Origin of the sequence: Seonamhaeicola maritimus, assembly GCF_008056315.1 — a bacterium.
GTDB lineage: Bacteria > Bacteroidota > Bacteroidia > Flavobacteriales > Flavobacteriaceae > Seonamhaeicola > Seonamhaeicola maritimus.
Window position 1 is genome coordinate 2,325 of record NZ_VRKQ01000006.1, and the last position, 23,399, is coordinate 25,723.

The following is a 23,399-nucleotide window of genomic DNA, read 5'->3' on the forward strand; positions in this document are numbered from 1 at the left end:
AACATGCTTGTACAGTGTCTGATGCATCACCATAGCCATCACCATCGGTATCTGCATAATAGGTAATAGTAACGCCTTCGTCTATAGTGCCATCACAGTTATTATCTAGACCATCACACAACTCTGGTGCTGTTGGATAAACAGTAGCATTGGTGTCATCACAATCGCCTTGGCATTCTGAATACCCATCACCATCATCATCTATTTCATCTGGAGGAATGACGCCATCACAATTATTGTCCAGTCCGTCACAAAGTTCTGGAGCTCCTGGATACACCGTATTATTAGTATCATCACAATCTGTATTATCAGCAATATAACCCACTGGCGCTGTACAAGATTGAATACTATTTGTGGCGTCCCCAAAACCATCGCCATCAGTATCGGCATACCAGATTGTACTACAGGTAATAGTTAATAAAAAGTCCTGTTCATCATTACAACCTGGGCTTACACTATCATAAATATATATGGTCACCGGATATGATGGGAAATCTGCATAATTAATAACATCGCCAGCATGATACACGTCTCCTGTGCCTCCCATGCCTGTATAATAAGTCTCAGTACCTGATAAGTTAGTTCCAGTAATGGCGGGAAATGTAAAACTATCTACAACGTTTTGATCTATTAAATCTACAATGGTGGCACCTGCAAAACCACCATCAACTATAGTCCAGCCGTCTGAGGCTATCATATTGGCTCTTGCTGCTTCTCCTAAACAGTATTTACTAAAACCGCCATGAAAGTTAACAGTAGATAATAAATTTTGGGCATCCCAACCAATAAGCAGACTATCATAATTTGGTATAGACAATGTTGCCTCCAAAAACATATCTGTGGCATTGGTTAAATTACTAACATTCCAATTTCCTAAATCCTGATCAAAAGCATAGGCCCAAGCAAACATAGCTTCCATATCTGTTACATTAGCAACATTCCAAGCTCCTATGTCTTGATTAAAAGCAGATGCCAGCATAAACATATAACGCATGTTATTAACATTAGCAACATTCCAAGCCCCTATATTGTAATTAAATGGTGTTGCATTAAACATAGCTTCCATATCTGTTACATTGGCAACATTCCATAAGCCTATATCTTGATTAAAGGCACTTGCTATAGCGAACATATAAGCCATATCTGTAACACTACTTACATCCCAGGCACCTAAAGGCTGGTTAAAAACAGTAGCAATATTAAACATACCCCGCATAGTAATGACATTGCTAACATTCCAATTTCCTAAAGGCTGATTAAAAACCTCGGCACCTCTAAACATAAATTCCATTTCGGTGACAGATCCTACATCCCAGGCATTTAGGTTTTGGTTAAAGGAAATGGCATCATAAAACATGGCACTCATATCAGTAACCATACCTACATTCCAAGCACCAATATCCTGATTAAATGATGACGCCCCCCAAAACATGGCCTCCATATTTGTAACGTTGCTTACATTCCAAGTACTAATATCGTGATTAAAGGCTGTAGCGTTTGTAAACATAAATTCCATATCCGTTACATTACTCACATCCCAATTACCTATAGGGTGATTAAAAGAAGAGGCATCCCAAAACATGAGTGCCATATTACTTACATTTGATAAATCTGGGCTATCGGTAAAATTACCTTGTAGATTAATACAACCATAAAAAGCAGCGTTCATAGATACCCATGGGTTATTACCCCATTGCTCTATAGTTAATATTTTTTCTTTATCACCGCCATCATTAAAGAAAATAGATGGAAAATCTCCCGTAATCTTAACGGTATAAGTTCCAGGTGTAGCATAGGTATGTGTGGCATCACCTGTATGCCCTGTAGTAACATTACCATCTCCCCAATCTACTGTATAGTTATACCCACCCCCATTGGTTGGTATGGTAATTTGGTTGTTATTGGAGGTTCCAGGGTTATCTGTTTTCCAAGTAGTTATAAAAGCATCTAAAGTTGATGTAATGGTTAAAAGGAAATCTTGCTCAGCGCTACAACCGGGATACACACTATCATAAATATAAAGCGTAGCAGGGTATGCTGGTAAATCTGCATAATTAATTACAGTACCTGCACTGTAAGAAGTTCCTGTACCTCCAGGTCCAGTGTAATAGGCTTCTGCACCAGATAAATTGGTCCCTGTAATTGCGGGAAATGTAAAACTATCTATAGTGGTTTGGTCTGCTAAATCTATTATGGTAGACCCTGCAAAACCACCATCTTGAATGTTCCAATTATCAGAGCTAATCATATTGGCTCTAGCGGCTTCTCCTGCACAATATTGACTAAAACCACCATGAAAACTAACATTTGGGTTTAGGTTTTGGACATCCCAGCCAATTAGTAGGCTATCATAATTTTGAGTAGATAGAGTCACTTCCAAAAACATATTTGAGGCATCAACTAAATTTTCTACATTCCAGTTTCCTAAATCCTGATCAAAACTTACAGCTTCGTAAAACATAGCAAGCATACTAGTAACATTACTCGTATCCCAACCCCCATTATCTTGATTAAAAGATGAAGCTCCATAAAACATAGCTGTCATAATAGTAACGCTAGACGTATTCCATGCTCCTATATTCTGATTAAAGTTAATAGCACCCTCAAACATAGAACGCATGATAGTAACATTACCGGTATCCCAATTTCCTATATTCTCATTGAAACTTGTTGCTTCTTGAAACATTCCAAACATACTGGTTACATTACTCGTGTTCCAAGTACCTATATCCTGATTAAAGCTAGAAGCATTTTGAAACATATTACGCATGTTAAGCACATTAGCTGTATTTAAAGCGCCAATATTTTGATTAAAACTAGAAGCCCCGTTAAACATATCCCGCATATTGGTTACACTTGCTGTGTTCCAACTTCCAATATTTTGATTGAAGTTTGTGGCATTGAGAAACATATAACTCATGTCTGTTATAGTACTTGTATCCCAGTTCCAATTACCAGTTCCTCCTCCTAAGGCAGTACAATTATTAAACGCAGCCCCCAAAGAGGTAGCATTGGATAAATCTGGTGTGTCTAATGCATTAACAACTAAATTTACACAACCACCAAAGCCCATACTCACCCATTGACTACATCCCCATTGCTCTACTGAAAGAATTTTAGGAACTGAAACAGCATTATAATTATAACCTGTTAATTGTCCTGAAACGGATATCTGATAAGTTCCTGCTGCAACATAAGTATGAGCAGTTGATCCATCATTGGTTATTGTTCCGTCTCCCCAATCGATAGTTCCAATAGTTCCATTTATTGGAATAGCAATAGACTCATTTGCTGTTGTGGTTTGCCATGTGGTGATAAAAGCACAAGCTGGATCCTCAATAGTTAGCAGAAAATCCTGTTCAGAATTACAGCTAGGGCTATAGCTTTGGTATATGTATAGCGTTATTGGGTACGAAGGGAAATCTGCATAATTAATCACATCGCCTGCATTGTACATAGCACCTGTACCTCCTGGGCCTGTATAATAAGCTTGGTTGCCTAATAGGTTTGTACCTGTAATGGCTGGTAGTGTAAAGCTATTCGTAGCGGTTTGGTCTGCTAAATCATTTACAGCACCGCCTGCAAAACCACCGTCTGTAATATTCCAAGAATCAGTTGTAATCATATTGGTTCTAGCAGCTTCGCCAGCACAATATTTACTTAGCCCTCCATCAAAACCAACACTAGCATTTAAATTTTGAGCATCCCAACCTATGAGTAAACTATCATAATTTGCAGTTGAAAGGGTGACACGAGTAAACATACTATTGGCAGTATTAAGACTAGACACATTCCAATTCCCTAAATCTTGATCGAAAGAAACGGCATCCATAAACATAAGCGTAAAAGTCCATACACTACTGGTATCCCAATTGCCGATATCTTGATTAAAAGCAGAAGCCCCATTAAACATACCTGTCATAGATGTAGCACTACCCGTATTCCAATTACCAATATTTTGATTGAATACTGACGCATATTGAAACATACCTTGCATAAATTCTACATTAGAAACATTCCAATTACCTATATCTTGGTTGAATGCAATAGCCTCCATAAACATAGCATTAGTAGAAGTAACACTTGAGGTATCCCAATTCCCAATAGGTTGGTTGAAAACCGAAGCTCCTCGAAACATAGATGTCATAAGTGCTACCTTCCCGACATTCCAATTACCTATAGTTTGGTTAAAAGAAGTGGCATTATGAAACATGGATGACATATCTGTTACGTTTCCTACATTCCAACCATCAATGTTTTGGTTAAAAGTTAAAGCTTCGTAAAACATGTAACTCATCTGTAAAACATTAGAAACATCCCAATTCCCAATATTTTGATTAAATGAAGTTGCAAACATAAACATAGCACCTGTAGTTGTAACACTACTCATATCCCAGGTACTTATGTCTTTATTAAAATTGGTTGCCTCATAAAATAAAGATTCCATTGTTGTCACATTTCCTGTGCTCCAATCCCAATTTCCTGAGCCACCACCCAAAGAAGTAGCACCCGAAAACATTTCACGCATGGATGTAACATTATTGAGATTAGGTATATCAGTTGCATTTACAATTACATTGGCACAACCTTTAAAAGCATCTCTCATAGAAGTCCAAGGATTACAACCCCATTGGTCTATAGAAATAATTTTTGGTCTATTAGCCGCTGTACTAGCACCAAAAAAGATTCTTGGAAATGTCCCAGAAATAGTCACTTGATGGTTCCCTGCGGTAACATAAGTATGACTAGCATCACCTGCGACACCTGTTGTTATATTTCCATCTCCCCAATCTACGTTATAGTTATAGCCTGCACCAGTTGTAGGTATGGTAATAGATTCATTGGCAGTTGTAGTTTGCCATGTGGTGATGAATTCACAACCAGCTGTTAACGTTAACTGAAAGCTTTCTTCAGAAGTACAGGTTGCCGGTAGGCCATCATAAATATAAAGCGTTACGGGGTAGCTAGCTAAATCTGCAAATTGAATAATATCACCTGCGTTATAAGGTGTTCCTGTACCATTTGGTCCTGTGAAATACTGCTCTGTACCCGAAAGACCTGTACCTGTTATTGGTGGTAATACATATAAGGCTTCTGCTGTTGGGTCTGGTAAATCAATTATGGTTGCTCCTGCTTTACCTGCATCTAGAATTTGCAAACCATCACTGGTAATCATATTGGCTCTTGCAGCTTCACCAGCACAATACTTGCTGTTTCCTGCTTGTAAACTATTAAACCCGATAAGTGGCAATAAGGCCTGGGCATCCCAACTTATCAATATGCTGTCATAATTTGGGGTAGATAAAGTAACCCCATGAAAGGTATCATACATATACTGTACGCTGTTTACGTTCCAATTCCCCAAATCTTGATCGAAACTGACTGCATCTCTAAACGTCCCATCTAAATATGTAACACTACTAGTGTCCCAAGTTCCAATAGGTTGATTGAATACACTTGCGCCACGAAACGTATTACTCAAAGTGGTAACATTGCTTATATTCCAAGCACTAATATCTTGATTAAATTGGCTCGCGCTTTGAAACATAGCCCCCATTTGAATTAAACTAGAGGTGTCCCAATTACTTAAAGGTTGATTAAAACTTGTTGCAGTATCAAACATGGCATACATTGTGGTAACCATACCTGTATCCCAATTATTAAGTGGTTGATTAAAACTTGTGGCATTTTGAAACATGGTACTCATATTGGTAACCATACTGGTATTCCAAGTATTAATGTTTTGATTAAAACCAGAAAACTGAAACATACTACTCATTCTTATAACATTACTGGTATCCCAAGAGCCAATGGCTTGATTAAAATTTGTGGTGTTATAAAACATGGTATTCATGTCAGTAATTGTACTAGTATCCCAATTCCAGTTTCCTGTACCGCCCCCCAAAGCTGTGGCATTCATAAACATAGCAGCTACATCGGTTACATTAGTAAAATTTGGAATATCGATAGCATTCACTACCAAACTTTTACAATCTTTAAATGACCTAACCATGCTTGTCCATTGGTTACAGCCCCATTGGTCTATAGATTTTATGGCGTTTTGCATACTTATACTTGCCGTATCAAAATGGATACGAGGAAAAACACCGGTTATACTAATTTGATGTGTCCCTGCAGCGGCATAGATATGGCTTGTATTCCCTGTGGCTCCTGTTGTTGTATTGCCATCACCCCAATCTACATTGTAATTGTAAGTTTCACCTGCAAATGTAGGTATGGTGATATTTTGATTAGCAACCCCGGTTTCCCAAGTTGTGATGAAAGCGCCATTGCTCCCACCGGCTTGTGATTCGTTAAGGTATAGTCTAGCCGTCCAGGGAGACAATGCACTATTTCCTGTTATTATAAGGTCTAAATCGCTATCATTATCTACATCTGCAAAAGCAATTGAGCCTGCCGTAACCCCATCCAAATCTAAGCAACCTACATTAATAAAATTGCCACTTCCATCATTACTAAAAACCTCTTCATATCCTGCCGCAGTAGCCCCAGAAATAAAGACATCTTGATCATTATCACCCTCCATATCAGCGAAGGCTACAGATGAAGAATAAACAGGTGGAAAAGGAATTCCTGTAACTTCTGTAAAAACTCCATTACCATCATTAGTGTAGAGATGAACACTAGCACTACTAGGTGATCCATCGACACCTGTAATGAGTACGTCAAGGTCATTATCGCCATCAATATCTGCAAAATCTACAGAACCATCATAAACATCTTGAAAAGGTGTACCTATAACTAGGGTGTAATTACCAAATCCATCATTGGAATAAAGCCTAGAGGCTATTGACACACTAAAGGTCCCTCCAGTACCGGTAATAAGAACATCTAAATCATTATCGCCATCTACATCGGCAAATTCAGAGTCACCAAAACCAACAGGAATAAATGGTGTACCTATTACCTCTGTAAAAACACCACTCCCATCATTGGTATATAATTTGGTAACATATTGCGTATTCGTTATTGTACCAGTAAGAAGAACATCTAAATCATTATCGCCATCAACATCCGCAAAATCAATAGTTGATTGCCATAGTGGGTCGAAAGGCGTCACAACTACTTCTGTAAAATTACCAATACCATCATTAGTATAGAGTTTAGTAATTCCTATATTTGGGTTTGTAACTCTTCCTGAAATTATTAAATCTAGATCATTATCTCCATCAATATCTGCAAAAGCGGCGTCGCTGTAATCAAGTCCAGGAAAAGGTGTTCCTGCAACAAGGGCGTAACCACCAAATCCATCGTTAAGGTATAAATTAGTAACTTTTACATTTGAAGCATTCGTGCCACTGATAAGAACATCCAGGTCATTATCGCCATCAATATCGGCAAAAACTACATCACTTTCATTCACACCTTCAAAAGGCACTGTAGTATCTTCCACAAAATTAATTTGGGCAGTCAGATTTATATTAATTAGTAAAAATAAAGCAATAGTAATTTGAGAGTAATTACGACTCATAATTTGGTTGGTTTTGGTTAATAGCAAAAACGGTACACAAAGGCATCGTGCACAACTATAAAGAGACTAGTAAAATAGCTTGGGGAAGCTACATTAATTAAATTTACTTTAGGGAGTACTATTTAATTATTGAAAAAATATGAATATGTAAGTGAAATTCAGACTTTGAGAGTTAATTGGTCAAAAAAACCGATGAATTTAACTTTACTAATAGCACTATCTTCTCCTACAAAGATTTTTTAACAACTTAACTAAGTGAACAAAGCGCCGTTTATGATTTTTAAATAAATAAAAAAGTGCCGTTTATAATTTGAAAAAATTATTACAGCACTTCTTTTTAATTCTCCCTAAGAACTAATTAATAGCAATGTAAATTTAAGTGCTTATGTAAAAGAAAACAATACCTACTTTTGGGTATTTTATTTCGAGATAACGAATAAATGGAGCGTTTATGGATAAAATTAGCTTGTTTTTCATTTCGATAGAGTGAGAAACATGATGTTTAAATAAGACTCGGTTTTTTTTAGATACTGAATCAAGTTAAGTTTGATAAAGGTGAATATTTATTTGACCTTGTTAAAGAACTTATTGTAGTTAATTGTAGTTACATGAACCTAATTTAATTTAACAGAATTTTATAATAAGACCAGTCTGGTTTTGAAAACCAGACAGGTCTGTGAATTTCATGAAGACACTCATCATGTTTAATTTATCGTTTCAACGTAAAATGTCCTTTTAGTTCAAACTGGTCGCCTTTATAATGCACATCGGCTAAATACCAATAATCGTCTGATGGCATTTGATGTCCGTTATAAATTCCATCCCACCCTGGAGATGTATGTAAAAGCGTTTTTAACAACTTGCCATAGCGATCGAAAATATAAATAATAGTACCTTCTAATTGATTAACCCCTGTGATATGCCAAGTATCAAAATACCCATCTGCATTAGGCGTAACAAATTTAGGTACATCTATAACCACTACTTCTTTAGATACTGAATTACAACCGTTGGCATCTATAACCGTTATTAACCTAGGACCAATGGGTACATTGGAGAAAAAGTTAGAGCGCTGTGGCTCATTATCATCTAATTGATAATAATAATCTCCTATACCACTTACCGTTATAGTTATATTATTAGGGTCTGCAAAGTCTACTGTTTCTGTAATCTCAATAGTTGCCTGCTCAGATTCAATAACATTAAACTCCTGTGTATTAGTGCATCCGTAAGGAGAAGTAATGGTTACCGAATAGGTGCCAATTTCGGAAATATCTATATTAGGTGTTGTTTGTCCGTAAGGACTCCATGAATAGGTGTCTTGTGCATAACCCGTGTCTACACCTACCATTAAAGGAAAGTTTTCTAAACAAATCACCTGATCTCCAATATCTAAAAAGGGTTTCCGTCTTACGGTAGCCGTAAAACTGGTGGAACTATAGCAACCGGTTTGATTGTTCTCTATTCTTGCAAAAATATCTTCTTCGGTATCTACATGATACACATAGTCTAATACATTTTGATTAGAATCGGCGTCTGCTTGGGTATTGTAATATGTTACCGTGAATGTCTGCGCTGACTGATTGCCTAAAACATGAGCGTTTTGATTAGCTAGATTAAATGCCAAAATATAATCGTAATCATCATCACAGCCTTCAATATCATCTGGTTTATTAGCAATAGGCAACGGATTTATAATTAATTGAAATGGGTACACATAATGACAACCTCTAGATTGCGATTCAATTCTAATGTAAATTGTATCACTGGTTGTAGCATAAGTGTAATTTGAATTGAGAGGGCTCTGAGCATCTTCGGCATTGGTTGCATTTGCGTAGTAACTAATGAGTGCATCAGGGTCGTTATCCACAATAATACCATCTATCACATCTAGGTTAAAACTTTTGTTTGTGTTATCGCAAATTTCGTGCTTAGCAAACCTATTGATTGCCGGGGGTGAATTAACTTGAAGCTCTTGGTTAATAACGTTGTAACAATTAGCTGATATATTAAAGACTTTTATATAAACTGTTTGCGGATTTGATAGATTGGTATAATTACTAGGGTCTGCAATAGCCTGGGAATCATCATCAATTAGATTTAAATCATCAAAATAAGACATCTGGAAATTTGCAGGATCACCGTTAAGGATCATACTTTGGTTAACCGTAATATCAAAAACTACCGTTTCATCATAGTCTACATCACATAGAGTTATTAGTGGTACTTCATTGGGGTAAGGATGCACCAAAATGTTGAATGAAGTAATACTAAAGCAATCTGTTACATTATTCTCTATTCTGGCATAAATGGTTTGTCCGCTAGCCGCATTATAAACAGCATCTAGCATATTAACCTCATCTATAGCCGCCGCTTCATTATCATAGTAAGTGATGGTGAAGTCATCATCTGATTGTCCTCCTAAGATAGTTGTGTTTTGAGTAGAAAAATCAAAAATTTCCTTGAGATCTTCACTCACATCATCACAGGCCTCCATATCAAGAGGTTGGTTGGCTATAGGAAGTGGATTTACAATTAGTTGAAACGGATACACATAATGACATCCTTTAGAAGCTGATTGAATTCTTATATAGATAGTAGTATTAGATGAGTTATAGGTGTAATCTGTATTTAAAGAGGCATTACCAGCTTCAGCATCTGCATGATTTTCATAATAACTAATAAGGGCATCTGGGTCATCATCAACTATTAAAGTATTGATAGTATTTAAATCAAAATAATTGTTTTCATTATGACAAAATGCATGATTTTCAAATTCATTAATTGGGGGCGGTTTATTAATTACTAATTCTATTGGTAAAATAACGTAACAATTAGAAATGGTGTTGTTAATTTTAATATATACCGTTTCATTCAGCTCTGTATTGGTATAATTCTCAGGATCTGGAATAAGGTTGGTATCATTGAGCGCAGCTTCCTCAGAAAAATGATAGGTGATAACCAAGTTATTTTGCCTTACGTCTAATATATCTACTTCTATTGCTCTAATATCGAAGGTGGTAATACCATCATAATCTGTATCACAAATTTCTAAAGGCTCCGGTAAAGTTACCTGAGGTACCTGAACAATACTTATTGTGAAATCTGTAATACCATGGCAATAGGTTCCATTAGTAATACGCCCATAAATTTGTTGTGGATTGGTGTAATTAGTAAAGGTATTATCAATGGGGTTAAACCCATTTTCGGCATCGTACCGCGAAGTATGAAATGTTACCGTTAAATTATCATCAATACCCGCTTCTATTTCTGTAACCTTTAAATTTAAATCGAAAGTTTCTACACCATCATTTGAAATATCATCACAAACCACAATATTTTCTGGTTTGTTGAATAAAGGAATAGAGCCTACCTCTAAACCAAAAGAAGAGGTGCCATAACAATTGGCATCTGTTATGTTTTCAACCCTTACATAAATGGTTTGCGGATTGGATGTATTTGCGTATGCTCCCCATTTGTTAATGGGATTTGTTCCGGCATCAGCATCGGCTGCCGTTTCATAATAAAGCACCTGTTTATTAGGTTGCCCGTTTAAAATTTCGGCATCCTTTAAATAGAAGTAGAAATCGGCAACCCCATTAATTCCAGATTCACAATTTTCAAACGTGCTAATCTCAGTAAATACTGGTAAAGTGTTTACATTTATATATACCCACGATATATTAAAACATGTAGTAGTGGTGCTTTTTACCCTAAAATAAATATGTTGATTTGTGGCGTTAAAACTCTCAGGATTAGTTATAGGGTTTTCATTGTTGAATGCCTCCCAATAATCTGTAAAATATTCTATTTCTAAATCTGTGGTATCACTTACTATATCAGGCACTACAGCGGTCAAGTCTACTACAGAATAGGCATCTTGATCGTCATCACAGATAATAATATTCTCAGGATAGTTAACAGCTGGTGCTGTAATTACATTGATAGTAATAGGTTTAACAGCAACACACTCACTATCTAAAGTTCTAACCCTTATATAAAGTGGTTGCGGATTGCTAGAATTATAGAATGTTTCTCCTAACCTATTCTCATTATTTAAAGCATCGGCTTCGGTCCAAAAATAATCAACCGCGGACCGATTCACACCTTCAGTAAAAGTACTATCAAAAGTTTCTAGTATTATGGAGGTATAACCATCGGTATCCGTATCACAATAATCTACGCTATCTACATCGGGAAGTTCCAGCGCTGGATTTATTATTAAGTTCACCAAAAAATCTACCTTACACTCGCCATCTGCCACATTGGTATATAACACTGTTGGACTAGAAGTGACCAGATAGGGATCATTTTTATCCAATGGATTGATTCCATTATCTAAATCGTCCTGACTTTCGTAAAATACAAAATCTAGATTTCCCCATTCCTGAGCAATCTCATTTTCAATGTCTTTTAGGTTAAAAAATTCCTGACCATCATTTGAGGAATCATCACATAAAACATAACTATCACCATCAAAACCATATTCTACCAAGTTTATATGCAAATCTACATGCGTAACAGAAAAACATGCGGTGTCATCATCTTCAACCCTTATCCAAACTCGCTGATAAAAAGCCACAATATTAGTATAATTTGAGGCATCTGCTATGGCATTACTGCCATTTAAGGCATCTGTTTCGTTTTCATGAAATGTAGCAGTAACGGCTGTTATACCATTTAATACATTAGGAATAATTTCTGTTAAATCAAAAACCTCAAAACCATCTTCATCAATTATACAATAATTTATATAGTTATTTTCTGTATTTAAAGTAGGGTTGGTTTTTACAGTAACCTCAATAGTTGTGGTAGTGTAACACCCCGTATACGGATTGTACGCCCGCACATACATAGTATCTGTAGGGTTAACATTGGTATAATAATTATAAATTGGAAAATATCCAGAATTAGCATCTTGTTGTGTGTAATGGTAGGTGATTTGAATGGTAGTATCATCTCCTCTAATCTCCTCATTAGCCTGAGATAAATCTATAGTGGTAATGCCGTCTTGCTCTTCCAAATCATCACAAACCACTATAGGAGTAGGTTCATTAATTTCCGGCGCTTCATTAACAATTAAATCAAAATAAAAGAAGGTAATACAGCCATTGTTATTATCTTCAGCTCTAACATAAATAGTTTGTGGATTTGAAGTGTTTTGAACCGTTGTAGTTATTGCATTTACATGGCTTTCCGCGTCTTCCTGATTATAATGATAACTAATACTATAATCTGACGGAGGCAGCCAATTATAAACCTCACTATTCTTGCTATTCAACACGAAAGATTCTACCCCATCATTCGTACTATCATCACACAAAACATAGTTTGAAATATTAATTAATTCCTGTTCTGTTTGCAGGGTAACAACTACTTCATCTTCAATAACACAGGGCGTATTATTAACCAATATGGTAACCTCTATTTTATAGGTTCCTGAAGCGGTTGCTGTAAGGTTTGGACTAGTTTCATTAGGTATGAGAGCACCATTATGATACCAAGCATATGTTGCCAAATTATTATTAATATCACCATTTAAATCTACCTGAGTAGCGCAAGTTTCGATGTCAGGTCCTAAGTCTACCGAAGCATTAAAACTATTCCCTTCAATAAATACTGCGGAGTCATAATTTTCATCAGATTGATCTGCAATTACTAATTTGATATGATACTTAACATTAGGAGTGATTCCGTAATTAGCACTTAATACCACGGTTCTTCCATTATAATTGGTATCTCCCAAATTAGACCCCTCATAAAAACTCTCGTTTTCCGCTGGACACTCTCCTACCACTTCATCATGAATGGTTGTAGTATTAACAGGAATAGTGGTGTTTGGAATAAGGGCTATGTTTTCATAAGGATCGAGCGTTCCTGCTTCTTTAATTAAAAAAGCAAAACCATCTGCATAACTGCAGGGGTTATTAAGCAAATATTCTTCTGAGGCCAATAAATAATTAAACTGCACTTGGTTAGAAAATGATACAAAATCAAACTCTATAGAAGTGGCGTTAAGTGTATTGGTGATATTTAATGCGCTTTCCAAATCTGGATCAGTACCCCAACCAGTATTACCTTCATTTAGTATAGCCGTGTTCAAAGTATTTCCTGCAGAGTTTATATTACCAGTGGATAATGCTATACCATTCTGAAATGGAAAATTAGAAGACGCCCTCTCAAAATAACCATAGCTTTCAAAACCACTAGACACCCCATTTACGGAAGAAGAGATATTGGAAATCTCAATACAACCCTGCGCTAAATTATTAAGTATTAATTGCTCTAATGAGATGGAACTATCCGTTGTTATTTGTTGGGCATGAGCGGATACACCTATAAAGAGGAAAAGCACACAGGTAATGAGATACTTGTGCGCTTGCAACTTGCCATAGCTTTTAATACATAAATCACCTAATAATCTTCTTAAAAGTAATTGCATAGAAATTTTAATTTAACCTAGATTAACGATATTATTCTTTTACAATTTTTATAATGCGCTCCCCTTCATTGGTTCTAAGTTTAACAAAATACAGGGCGGGTTTTAACGTACTAATATTTATACGTTCTAGATTATCGCCAACACTCATAACGTGTTGCCCTAATGCGTTATATATACTTATTGAATTCAATTCAGAAATGTTACCTTTTATATGTAATAGGTTTTGGGTAGGGTTAGGGTATACTCTAAATGTATTTATATCAGAAATAAATTCTGTACTTAAAGTACTATCAACCGTAAAATTTGAAAAGATAGAGTTGGTGTTGCCGTTAAGATCTTTAACAACAACCTCAAAGGTATGAGAACCATCTGTAAGTGGAGTCTCTGGAGTATAAAGTATTTTATTGTTTACTGGGTCCCAAAGTGCTGCAACTTCAACATCATCAATCTTTATAATGGTTTGTGCGAGATCAATCCCGGCTCCTGTTAAAGCCTCATATAATGTAGCCCAATACTCTTCAGTTGGTGGGGTAACATTTCCTTCTTTAGGATAATGATCTTGTATTTCAGGAGCTGTATTGTCCATAGTAGCAGGATCATAAGCGATGCCTATGGCATAATTACCTGCTTTGGTAATTTGTGTTTCAACTATATTAATATCTACATTATTATCTCCTGTCACCTCTTCCCATACTAAATTTACGTCATCATAAAGATACATTTTGGCTAATGCCTTCTCAGTATCTGTAAATTCCAGTTCATCAACTTTTGCTTGATCTATGGTGATACTTAAATTAACAGGATCAAAAGTTTCAATAGGGTTCTCCCCAATATCCATTAGGTTAAGATTCAAATTATTGCTTATAATGTATAATTTTGAATTTTCAACAAGTTTATTTAATCCGATCCCCTCTTTTGCATTGGAAACTTTAGAAGCATATACTTGTCTTACCTCTGACTTAAAGCCTGAGGTCTTATTAAATATTGTATTATATGTTGGATCTAACCACCTAAGCACCCATTTTTCTCCGTCAGAAACCAATGTTCCTGCCAATTCTACAGTAGAGTCACCAATATCAACAATAAAAGCAATACCATCCTCAATGGGTTGCTCTACCTTAGATATTAGCTCATCGAAAGCTCCATCCAACAGCAATGTTGTCCCATTTAAAAGATCTGTGATTTCGCCACTTAAAGAAACTAAATCATCTAAGTTCCTTGCATTTTTAACAGTAGGAAGAATAGTATCATTAATTACAACATATTCGCTTTTTAAGTATTCCGACTCACTAAGATATCCGTATTCTAAGCCCAAAGAAACTCCAACTCCAGACCCAATCACTATACTTAGATCGATTCCTATATTATCTTTAACTCCAATTGAATTAGACTCACTGATTTGCATAATATTATGCTGACTGTATTCACCTAGAGTTAGAGGGTTTTGGGAATAGATTTCATCCAAATTTGATGTAAAATAATCCACCCCTGCCTTAAATGTCTTGTTAGATTCTCCAAGGGTCAAAAGATCAGATGTAACACCTATTAAATTGTCAACCCCGCTATTACTAGCAATTACACTTTCAGGAATAATGAATTCATATTTTCTAGACACAGATCTATGTAATAGTGAAACTTGGGCTGACTCATTACTCTCATATACTAAACCTATCTTATCTATCGAACCTTTTGTAGAATCATAAGTTCCATTTAACCCAATTTTACCACCAAAGTTAAAATTAAGCTGCTTACCAAAATCTACCTTATCATTAAGTATCTTTAAATCCAAAGCAGATAAATCAAATGCTGTAGCAAGACCTATATCAATTGATTTCTTGTTTTCCTTAATTAAACTTTCCAAAGAAACTGATAATGATGTATTTACTCCCGCTTGAAAAAAATCAAATTCCGTTTCACCAAATTTAAAATTGTATCCTACAGAAATATTCCCTTCTACTCCAACTCCATATTGGTTAGAGTTATGATAGGTTGAATACAACCCATTAAGGTCTGGATTAAGGTCTACCAAAACATTCTTTAAAGCCACCATATAAACCCCCGCAAATGGACTTAACGGAATCGACCCTAAACCAAAACTTTCCATAAGATAAGCCGCTTTGGCTTTTTTTGTAGTATCACTATCATCTATGAACTTCATACTTTGACCGAAAGAACCAATCAATTTTACTTCCCCTTGTAAAACTTCATTTACAATAGGTATATTGGATCCAATAGCAGGAATTTCGGCTGAAACTCCTGCACTAACATTAAATGTCCTATTAATAGTTTGAGCTCCAGATAGGTCATAGGTAAACTTAAGCCCCATACCTCCAGAGCCTGTTAATGACTGTTTGGAAAGAGCAACTGAGGCTCCTCCTACTCCAATTCCTCCTTCAATCAAAGACAACCCCACGCCGGCTCCACCAAAAACGTTAACACTTTCCTTAACATCCTCTCTAACTTTTAAATCTAACTGAAAATTTGGTGGTTTATTCTCAAAATTAATACTGAGTCCATTTTGGGATATAGAGTTTGGTATAGAGATTGTCAAACTCTTAGGAGTACTATCTGTACTGAAATCCAACCACATTTGTAATAAACCATTTCCTAGGTATTGCGCTCCTATTTTAACCAATTGTCCACTAAAACTTTGGAACTCTTCCACCACTGTGCATATTGGAGGAACATTTGCATTATCCTCTACATTATAGTAGAAATATATTTTGGATTCAACTGTTAAATCTGAAGCTTTAAATGGAGGGGATGTATTATCTAAAAAAGAAATTGTTCCACTTTGAGCACAATTATCCTTAATAATTAGCCCCGATACTCCCGTAGCAAATGCTGTAGCATTATTATTTTTGCAAACACCTCTTAAATTGAATGTTGTTCCAGAATCCTGAAATTCCCAATTAGCTCCACCATCCTGAGACACAAAGATATCTCCAGCATTTCCAACAGTAATAGCCTTTTCATTATCATAAAAATGCACTCCATTTAAAGTGTTTGTACCTGTATATTTTAGACTCCAGCTGTTTCCCCCATCACTTGTTTTATAAATACGTCCTCCCGAACCTACAGCAAGACCATTTTGAGCATCTACAAATGATACAGAATACAATCCCCCTGCTATATTCGTTTCTATACTAGACCAAGAACCACCTCCATCTGTTGTTTTAATAATAAATCCAACACTAGCAGATGAATATCCAACAGCAATTGCATTCCACTCATCTACAAAATCTACATCCATAACATGTCCAAGTGTACCTGCTGGCGATATTCTTTTATACCATGTATCTCCACCATCATCACTATATGCTATTTGTCCCTCTTGTCCAACCATTATACCATATACATTGTCCTCTGCAAAATCAATATTGTTCCATAACAAGTCTTGAAAGCCTAATGGTTTACCAAACCAATTGGCACCTCCATCAGTGGTATAATGAACAATACCATTATCGAATTCCTTTCTACCAACAGCGAACCCACTCAATTCATTCTTAAAATGGACGCCATAGTATCTAAATCCAGATAATAAGGTGTTTTGCACTGCCCAAGTTGTTCCTCCGTCAATGGTTTTTAATACTGTATCATTCCATCCTACAGCGTAACCAATATTTGTACTAGGGAAATGTACATCCCATAAATTATTGGTAGTACCTGAGGGTATAGATTCCCATTGTGCAAACACACCTGTATTAAAGCATAAAATTGAAAAGACAAAAATTGAAAACTTTTTAATAGTAATTAATTTCTTCATAATTATTTGGTTGTTAGGTTAACAATCATAACTATAACAGATAATCTATAGTAAATAAAGGGGTAGCTATTGTTTTAGGAAAAAGTAATCTATCTAGATTACAATGTAAACATACACACTATCATTAATTCTTGAAATACCCATTATTAGGTATTTTTAATAGGAGAAATTTTGTTATTATCAAAAAATAGTGCCTGATAAAAACTAGGTTTTGCTTTTAAACAGGCACCCTTAATTCTCCCTAAGAATTAATTAATAGCGTTATAAAGATTATAAAAAAGACTTAGGCTCGCAATACTCAATTTGAGTATTTTTTAGATTTTTCGTACATTTTTCGATTAAAAGAAAGATAAAAAGGATGTATGACTGGTTTTAAGCAACACAAAGTTTATGCATAAAAAAAAGCGAGGATAGTTTTTAACTGCCCCCGCCTAGTTTTAATTAAACCGATTAAGTTCTACTCTACAATTGTAACAGATTTGGTTTGCCTTTTTTACGTCATTTCCTATTATTAGTCTTATTAAAGTTAATCTTTACCTACTAATTTTCCATTTATATTTTTACCATTTAACTTGATATGATAAAGAATCATACCTCTGTCAGCGTCATTAAAATTGACAATGGTCTCTTGACCCTTTACAACAAACACCTCTCTTTTTGAAAGTAATTGCCCTAAAACATTAAACAATTGTATCTGTGCCATTCCTTCTTCTGGGGATTTAACAGAAAGATTAAATGAACCTTTATGCGGATTTGGGTAAGCTCTTACTGATAAATCATTAATCTCAATTTCTTGATTTTTAGTGGCACCTCGTTTACCAACGCTAGCCACTTTGGAAACAATCAAATCATAACAAATAAATGATACCTCTGTAGAGGTTATTTCTACATAGTACGTGGCTCCTCCAATTAATTCATATTCACCATTGCCTACTGGAACCATTGCAGAAGCATTTTTACCATCTGGATACAGATCTAAATTAAAATTGATTGAAGGATGTGTCAGGGCTACAGTATAATTTCCGTTTTCAGGTGCATCAAATGCATCAAATTTAAACCAATCTGCAACGTCATTTGCTAATGCTATTCTACCATTAATGGTAGGGCCTATACCAATCTCAACAGCTTTCTTTTTGCTATTGTTACTTTCATATTCATCCTTTCCGTTATCAGTAATTATAACTTCTTTTGAACTCGTACAGCCATTAAAATCTCTAACCCATACCATGTAAGTCCCTCCTGAAAGGAACGAAAACATGTTAGATGATTGATAAGCTCCTTCATCTAATCTGTATTTATAGGGAGGGGTACCGCCACTACCTGATGCCGTTATTGTTCCAGCACTTGCTCCACACCCAGAAGCATTGGTCTTGGTCGTGGCTAACGCAAGATTAGTTTCTGGTTCAGTAATAACATAAGATTTAGATACCGTACACCCAGTTCCAATATCGGTAATGGTTACATTATAGTTAACACCAGCACCAAGATTTGAAATGTCTTGAGATGTTGATATGATATTACCTGTCCAACTATAAGTAAATCCACTTTCACTTCCACTTCCACTTCCTCCAGATACCGTTAAATCTATAGCTCCTGTAAGTTCGCCTCTACATAAAACATCTGTTATTTTGGCTTCAACTACAATCTCATGGAATGTTGGTACTTCAACTTCAAGAGTCGTTGTACACTCGTTATTATCAGTAACTGTTAACACATAAGTTCCAGCTGCCAAACCGTTTATGTTTTTTTGTGACGCGGTATAACCTTCACCGGTCCAGCTATAACTTAAACCACCTGTTCCACCCGAGGCATCTACAGAAATCGCCCCGGTGCTTTGATCAAAGCAAGTACTTTCAACTATAAGCAATGTTGCGGTCAATTCTTCTGGTTCTGAAACGGTTTTAGATATAAAACCTGTACATCCATTCTTATCTCTAACTGCAATTTCATAGGTATCGGCAGCAAGGTCATTAAAACTGTATGGAAACTCGCCATCTATAAAATTAATACCATCTATACTAAATGAAAATGGCGCATCTCCATTGGCATTGGTAACGGTAATGACACCATTGTTTTCACCAAAACAAGTCACATCTGTTACTGATGCTGACGGATTAAAAGCTTCTCCTACTGTAAGATCAATACTCGCAATTGTTGTACATCCGTTTGCATCTGTAACAGTAACATCATAAGTTCCAGCGGGCACATTATTTATTGATGCTTCTGTAGCACCGTTACTCCACAAATACGTATAATCAAGTGTACCTCCAGCAACAGTTACAGTGGCATTATTAGAACAAATTGTTGAAATGTTAGTAATACTTGCAACTAGTAATTCTGGTTCTGTAATAGATGCGCTTAAATTGGTAGTACATCCATTGGCATCGGTAACAACTACGGTATAATCACCTACCACTAATCCACTTGGGTCTTCTACTGTAGAACCATTACTCCATGAATAAGTATATGGTGCTGTTCCGCCACTAACTGTTAAATTTATTTCTCCATCACTATCGCCAAAGCATAATAAAGCTTCACCTGTTGCAGTAGCTGTTAATAAAACCGGTTCTGTTATTATTATTCCAGACAAAGAGGCTGTTGTACCATTGGCATCTGTAATTAATAACTGATAGGTGCCTGGTGCAAGACCTGCCAAGTCTTCATTTGAAGAACTAAATTCTGGATTCTCACTATTTGTCCATTCGAAAACGTATGGAGCAAGACCATTGGAAACCGTTATATTGATAGTTCCGTTATTAGCTCCATTACAAGAAATATTCGTAAAATTACTATCTAGTATCTCTACAAAATCGCCACAATCTTCACTAAATATTTTACCAGAGTCTATCATTGCTTGAGAAATTTCGGTAGGTATTTCTGTATCAACTAATGGGTCGTAATTAGCATCAGCATTGATACATGTTAAGTTTGGAGTATTCCAAATATCAAATCTAGAAACGATTGTATTGTTATTATTCCTTATATCAAAATGTGCTAATTGCGGATTATCATACAAACGGAGAAATAACAACCCAGGGCTATTGCTTAAGTCTAGGGTTTTAATAACACTATTTGTAATTGTTACTAGATTCAATTTTGAATTTTGACTAAAATCAATAGTTGATAGAAACTGATTATTATTCGCATAAAACCTCCTTAATTCTTTATTATTTATTAAATTAATTTCAGTAATTGGTATATCGAATATGGCTAAATGAATGAGTTTCGTATTCTTTTCTACATTTAAACTAGAAATTTGATTTCTACTGCAAATTAAGCTAGTTAAGTCCTTATTTATGCTAACATCCAAACTATTTAAATTATTATCAGCGCAATTCAAGCTTAATAAAGCAGTATTTGTAGAAACATCTATATCTGTTATTTGATTATTATTAATTTGCAAGCGCTCTAAACTTTTATTTGAAGTAACGTCTATTCCCGTTAATTGATTATCGTTACCATATAAAAATTCTAAAAGTCCATTATTACTAATATCTAAATTTGATAATTGGTTGTGACTAGCTGATAAAGAAGTCAAATTTTTATTATTTGTAATATCTATACTTGTTAAGTTATTACCATGTACCTCCAGCCAAGTTAAAGCTATATTATTTGATACATCGATGGTAGATAGGTCTGAATTCCCTAGTCTCAATGTTTCGAGGTTTGTGTTTTTTGATACATCTATATTTGTCATATTGGCATTACCACATGCTAAATACGTTAGCTCTCCATTATTTGAAACGTCTAAATGAGAAATACCGGTAACTCTACAATCTAATTTAGTAAGTGAACCATTTTTTGTAATATTAAGACTAGTTAAACTTGGATTAGATCGACAATTTAAATCGGTAATATTTTTAAAAGCTTCAATACCCGTCAGGCTTGCAATATTTAAAGAATTAACTGTTAAATCAGTTACAGTTTCAACTTTACTTTTTAATGTTAAATTATTTAAAACGCCATCACCCATACTAGTTGGATCTCCTAAAGTTACTTCTTCTCCCACAGCATTATGAGTTTCTAAATAGGTTTCAAAATTCTCATCTGGTATAAATACTGTTCCACAATCTTCACTAAGGGTTTTAGATTGAGCAGCTATCTCATCTACCATTGCTTGAGAAATTTCAGCAGGTATTTCTGTATCAACTAATGGGTCGTAATTTGCATCAGCATATATACATGTTAAGTTTGGTGTGGTGTGTATAGAAAAAGTATGTATCAGTTCATTGTATCCACTACGTAAATCAAGATGTACCAATTCTGTGTTATTTCCGAGAACTAGATGCTCTAATTTAGTGTTCTTTGATAGGTCTAAACTTTTAAGTTGAAGTGCACCAAAACTAAGCCTAACTAAATTTGGATTGTTGGATAGATCAATACTCTTTATTTGATTCGTACTAATAAGAAGCGTATCAACGTCTGGCAACATAGAAACATCTAGTTCTGTTAGTTGATTTCTACCTATAGATACACGATGTATTTTTGTGTTATTAGAAAAATCGATATTCGTAAGTTGATTACCATAAGCCCAAATTTTTAAAAGCTTTGGATTATTAGAAATATTAATAGTAGATAATAGGTTTTCTCCAACTTGTAATTCAGTGATGTTAACAAAAGCTTCTATACCTGTTAAATCTGAAATATTACTCTCTCGTACATCTAATTGTCCAGTAACCGCTTCAGCTTCACTTTTCAAAATAATGCCATTCAATATTCCTGAAGCATCTATTTTTTCAGCAATAAGTGCTTGTTCAAAATTAGGATCTGGTATATAAACTAATGAAGAATCACTCACAGGATCAACATTTGGACCTCCAAAAGAGGAATCTGGAAGCGTTGTTTTGGCAAGAGCGTCTGGAGATACTTTTGAAAAAACACCATTAAATTCCCAATTTGGTCTCACTGATTGAGAATAAGTTTGTCCAGCCATCCAATCTAAATCAATATCATAACCTGTTGATTCTCCTTGTCTTCCAATGTAATACACACGTGACTGTGAAGTACCAAAATCATCAAGACTTAAAACAGAACTTGTTGAAGGAAATTTAAAAATCCCTGGGTTTGTAGAATAATTATTGGCTACAATCATTTGACCATATCCAAATTCGCTACCTTCTCCACCATTATCATCATCTAATGAACTAACTGAATCATATATGTTCCAGGCAGTATGAGCTCCAACAGCATCAAACTCACCATCAGCAGGAGAATCAACATTTAGACCAATAGGATTAGTAAGTGCACTAATTAATAAATAGGATCCGCTATAATTAATTAAATCACCATCATATCCCGTAACATCTACTTGAGTGTAATCATTAGACGCAGACGCAGCCAAAACTGTTTCATAAGAATTACCAATGCCAGCAACACCTGTATCTGGGTCAAACGTAACGGTAAGATATCCATTTGTACCAAAAGTAAGACCACTTAAATCTAAAGCTTCTAGAACTATTCCAAGGTTTCCGCTTTCTCCATCTCCTTCAATAGTAACTAAATAGGTACCCGTTGGAAATGAGGTTCCTGCTGGACCTCGAAACTCAATAAACTCGTCGGGCGTATCCGTCCCTGAAATAGTCGCTATCATTGTGCTTATGTAATAACCTGCAGAGTTATCATAAGTTTGAGAGTAACCTAATGAAGTTATAAATAATAGTCCAAAAAGTAAATAGAATTTTTTCATAATGAGTGATTTT

Annotated in this window: 4 protein-coding genes; all 4 read right to left on the bottom strand. The window is 35.4% G+C overall.

What is annotated here, in order from left to right; all coding sequences use genetic code 11:
- Nucleotides 1–7,492: BspA family leucine-rich repeat surface protein (locus tag FUA22_RS00065; RefSeq protein ID WP_170309806.1), on the bottom strand; the 7,492-nt coding region annotated here is incomplete at its 3' end.
- Between the two features lie 709 nt (nt 7,493–8,201).
- Nucleotides 8,202–13,934, bottom strand: a complete 5,733-nt coding sequence (locus FUA22_RS00070; RefSeq protein ID WP_147765461.1) for a T9SS type B sorting domain-containing protein — start codon at nt 13,932–13,934, stop codon at nt 8,202–8,204.
- A 31-nt stretch (nt 13,935–13,965) separates the two neighbouring features.
- Complete coding sequence (locus tag FUA22_RS00075) at nt 13,966–17,700, bottom strand: YCF48-related protein (protein ID WP_147765462.1); 3,735 nt, start codon at nt 17,698–17,700, stop codon at nt 13,966–13,968.
- 526 nt (nt 17,701–18,226) lie between these two features.
- Nucleotides 18,227–23,386, bottom strand: coding sequence for a T9SS type A sorting domain-containing protein (locus FUA22_RS00080; RefSeq protein ID WP_147765463.1), 5,160 nt, complete (start codon nt 23,384–23,386; stop codon nt 18,227–18,229).
- Between the last annotated feature and the right edge of the window lie 13 nt (nt 23,387–23,399).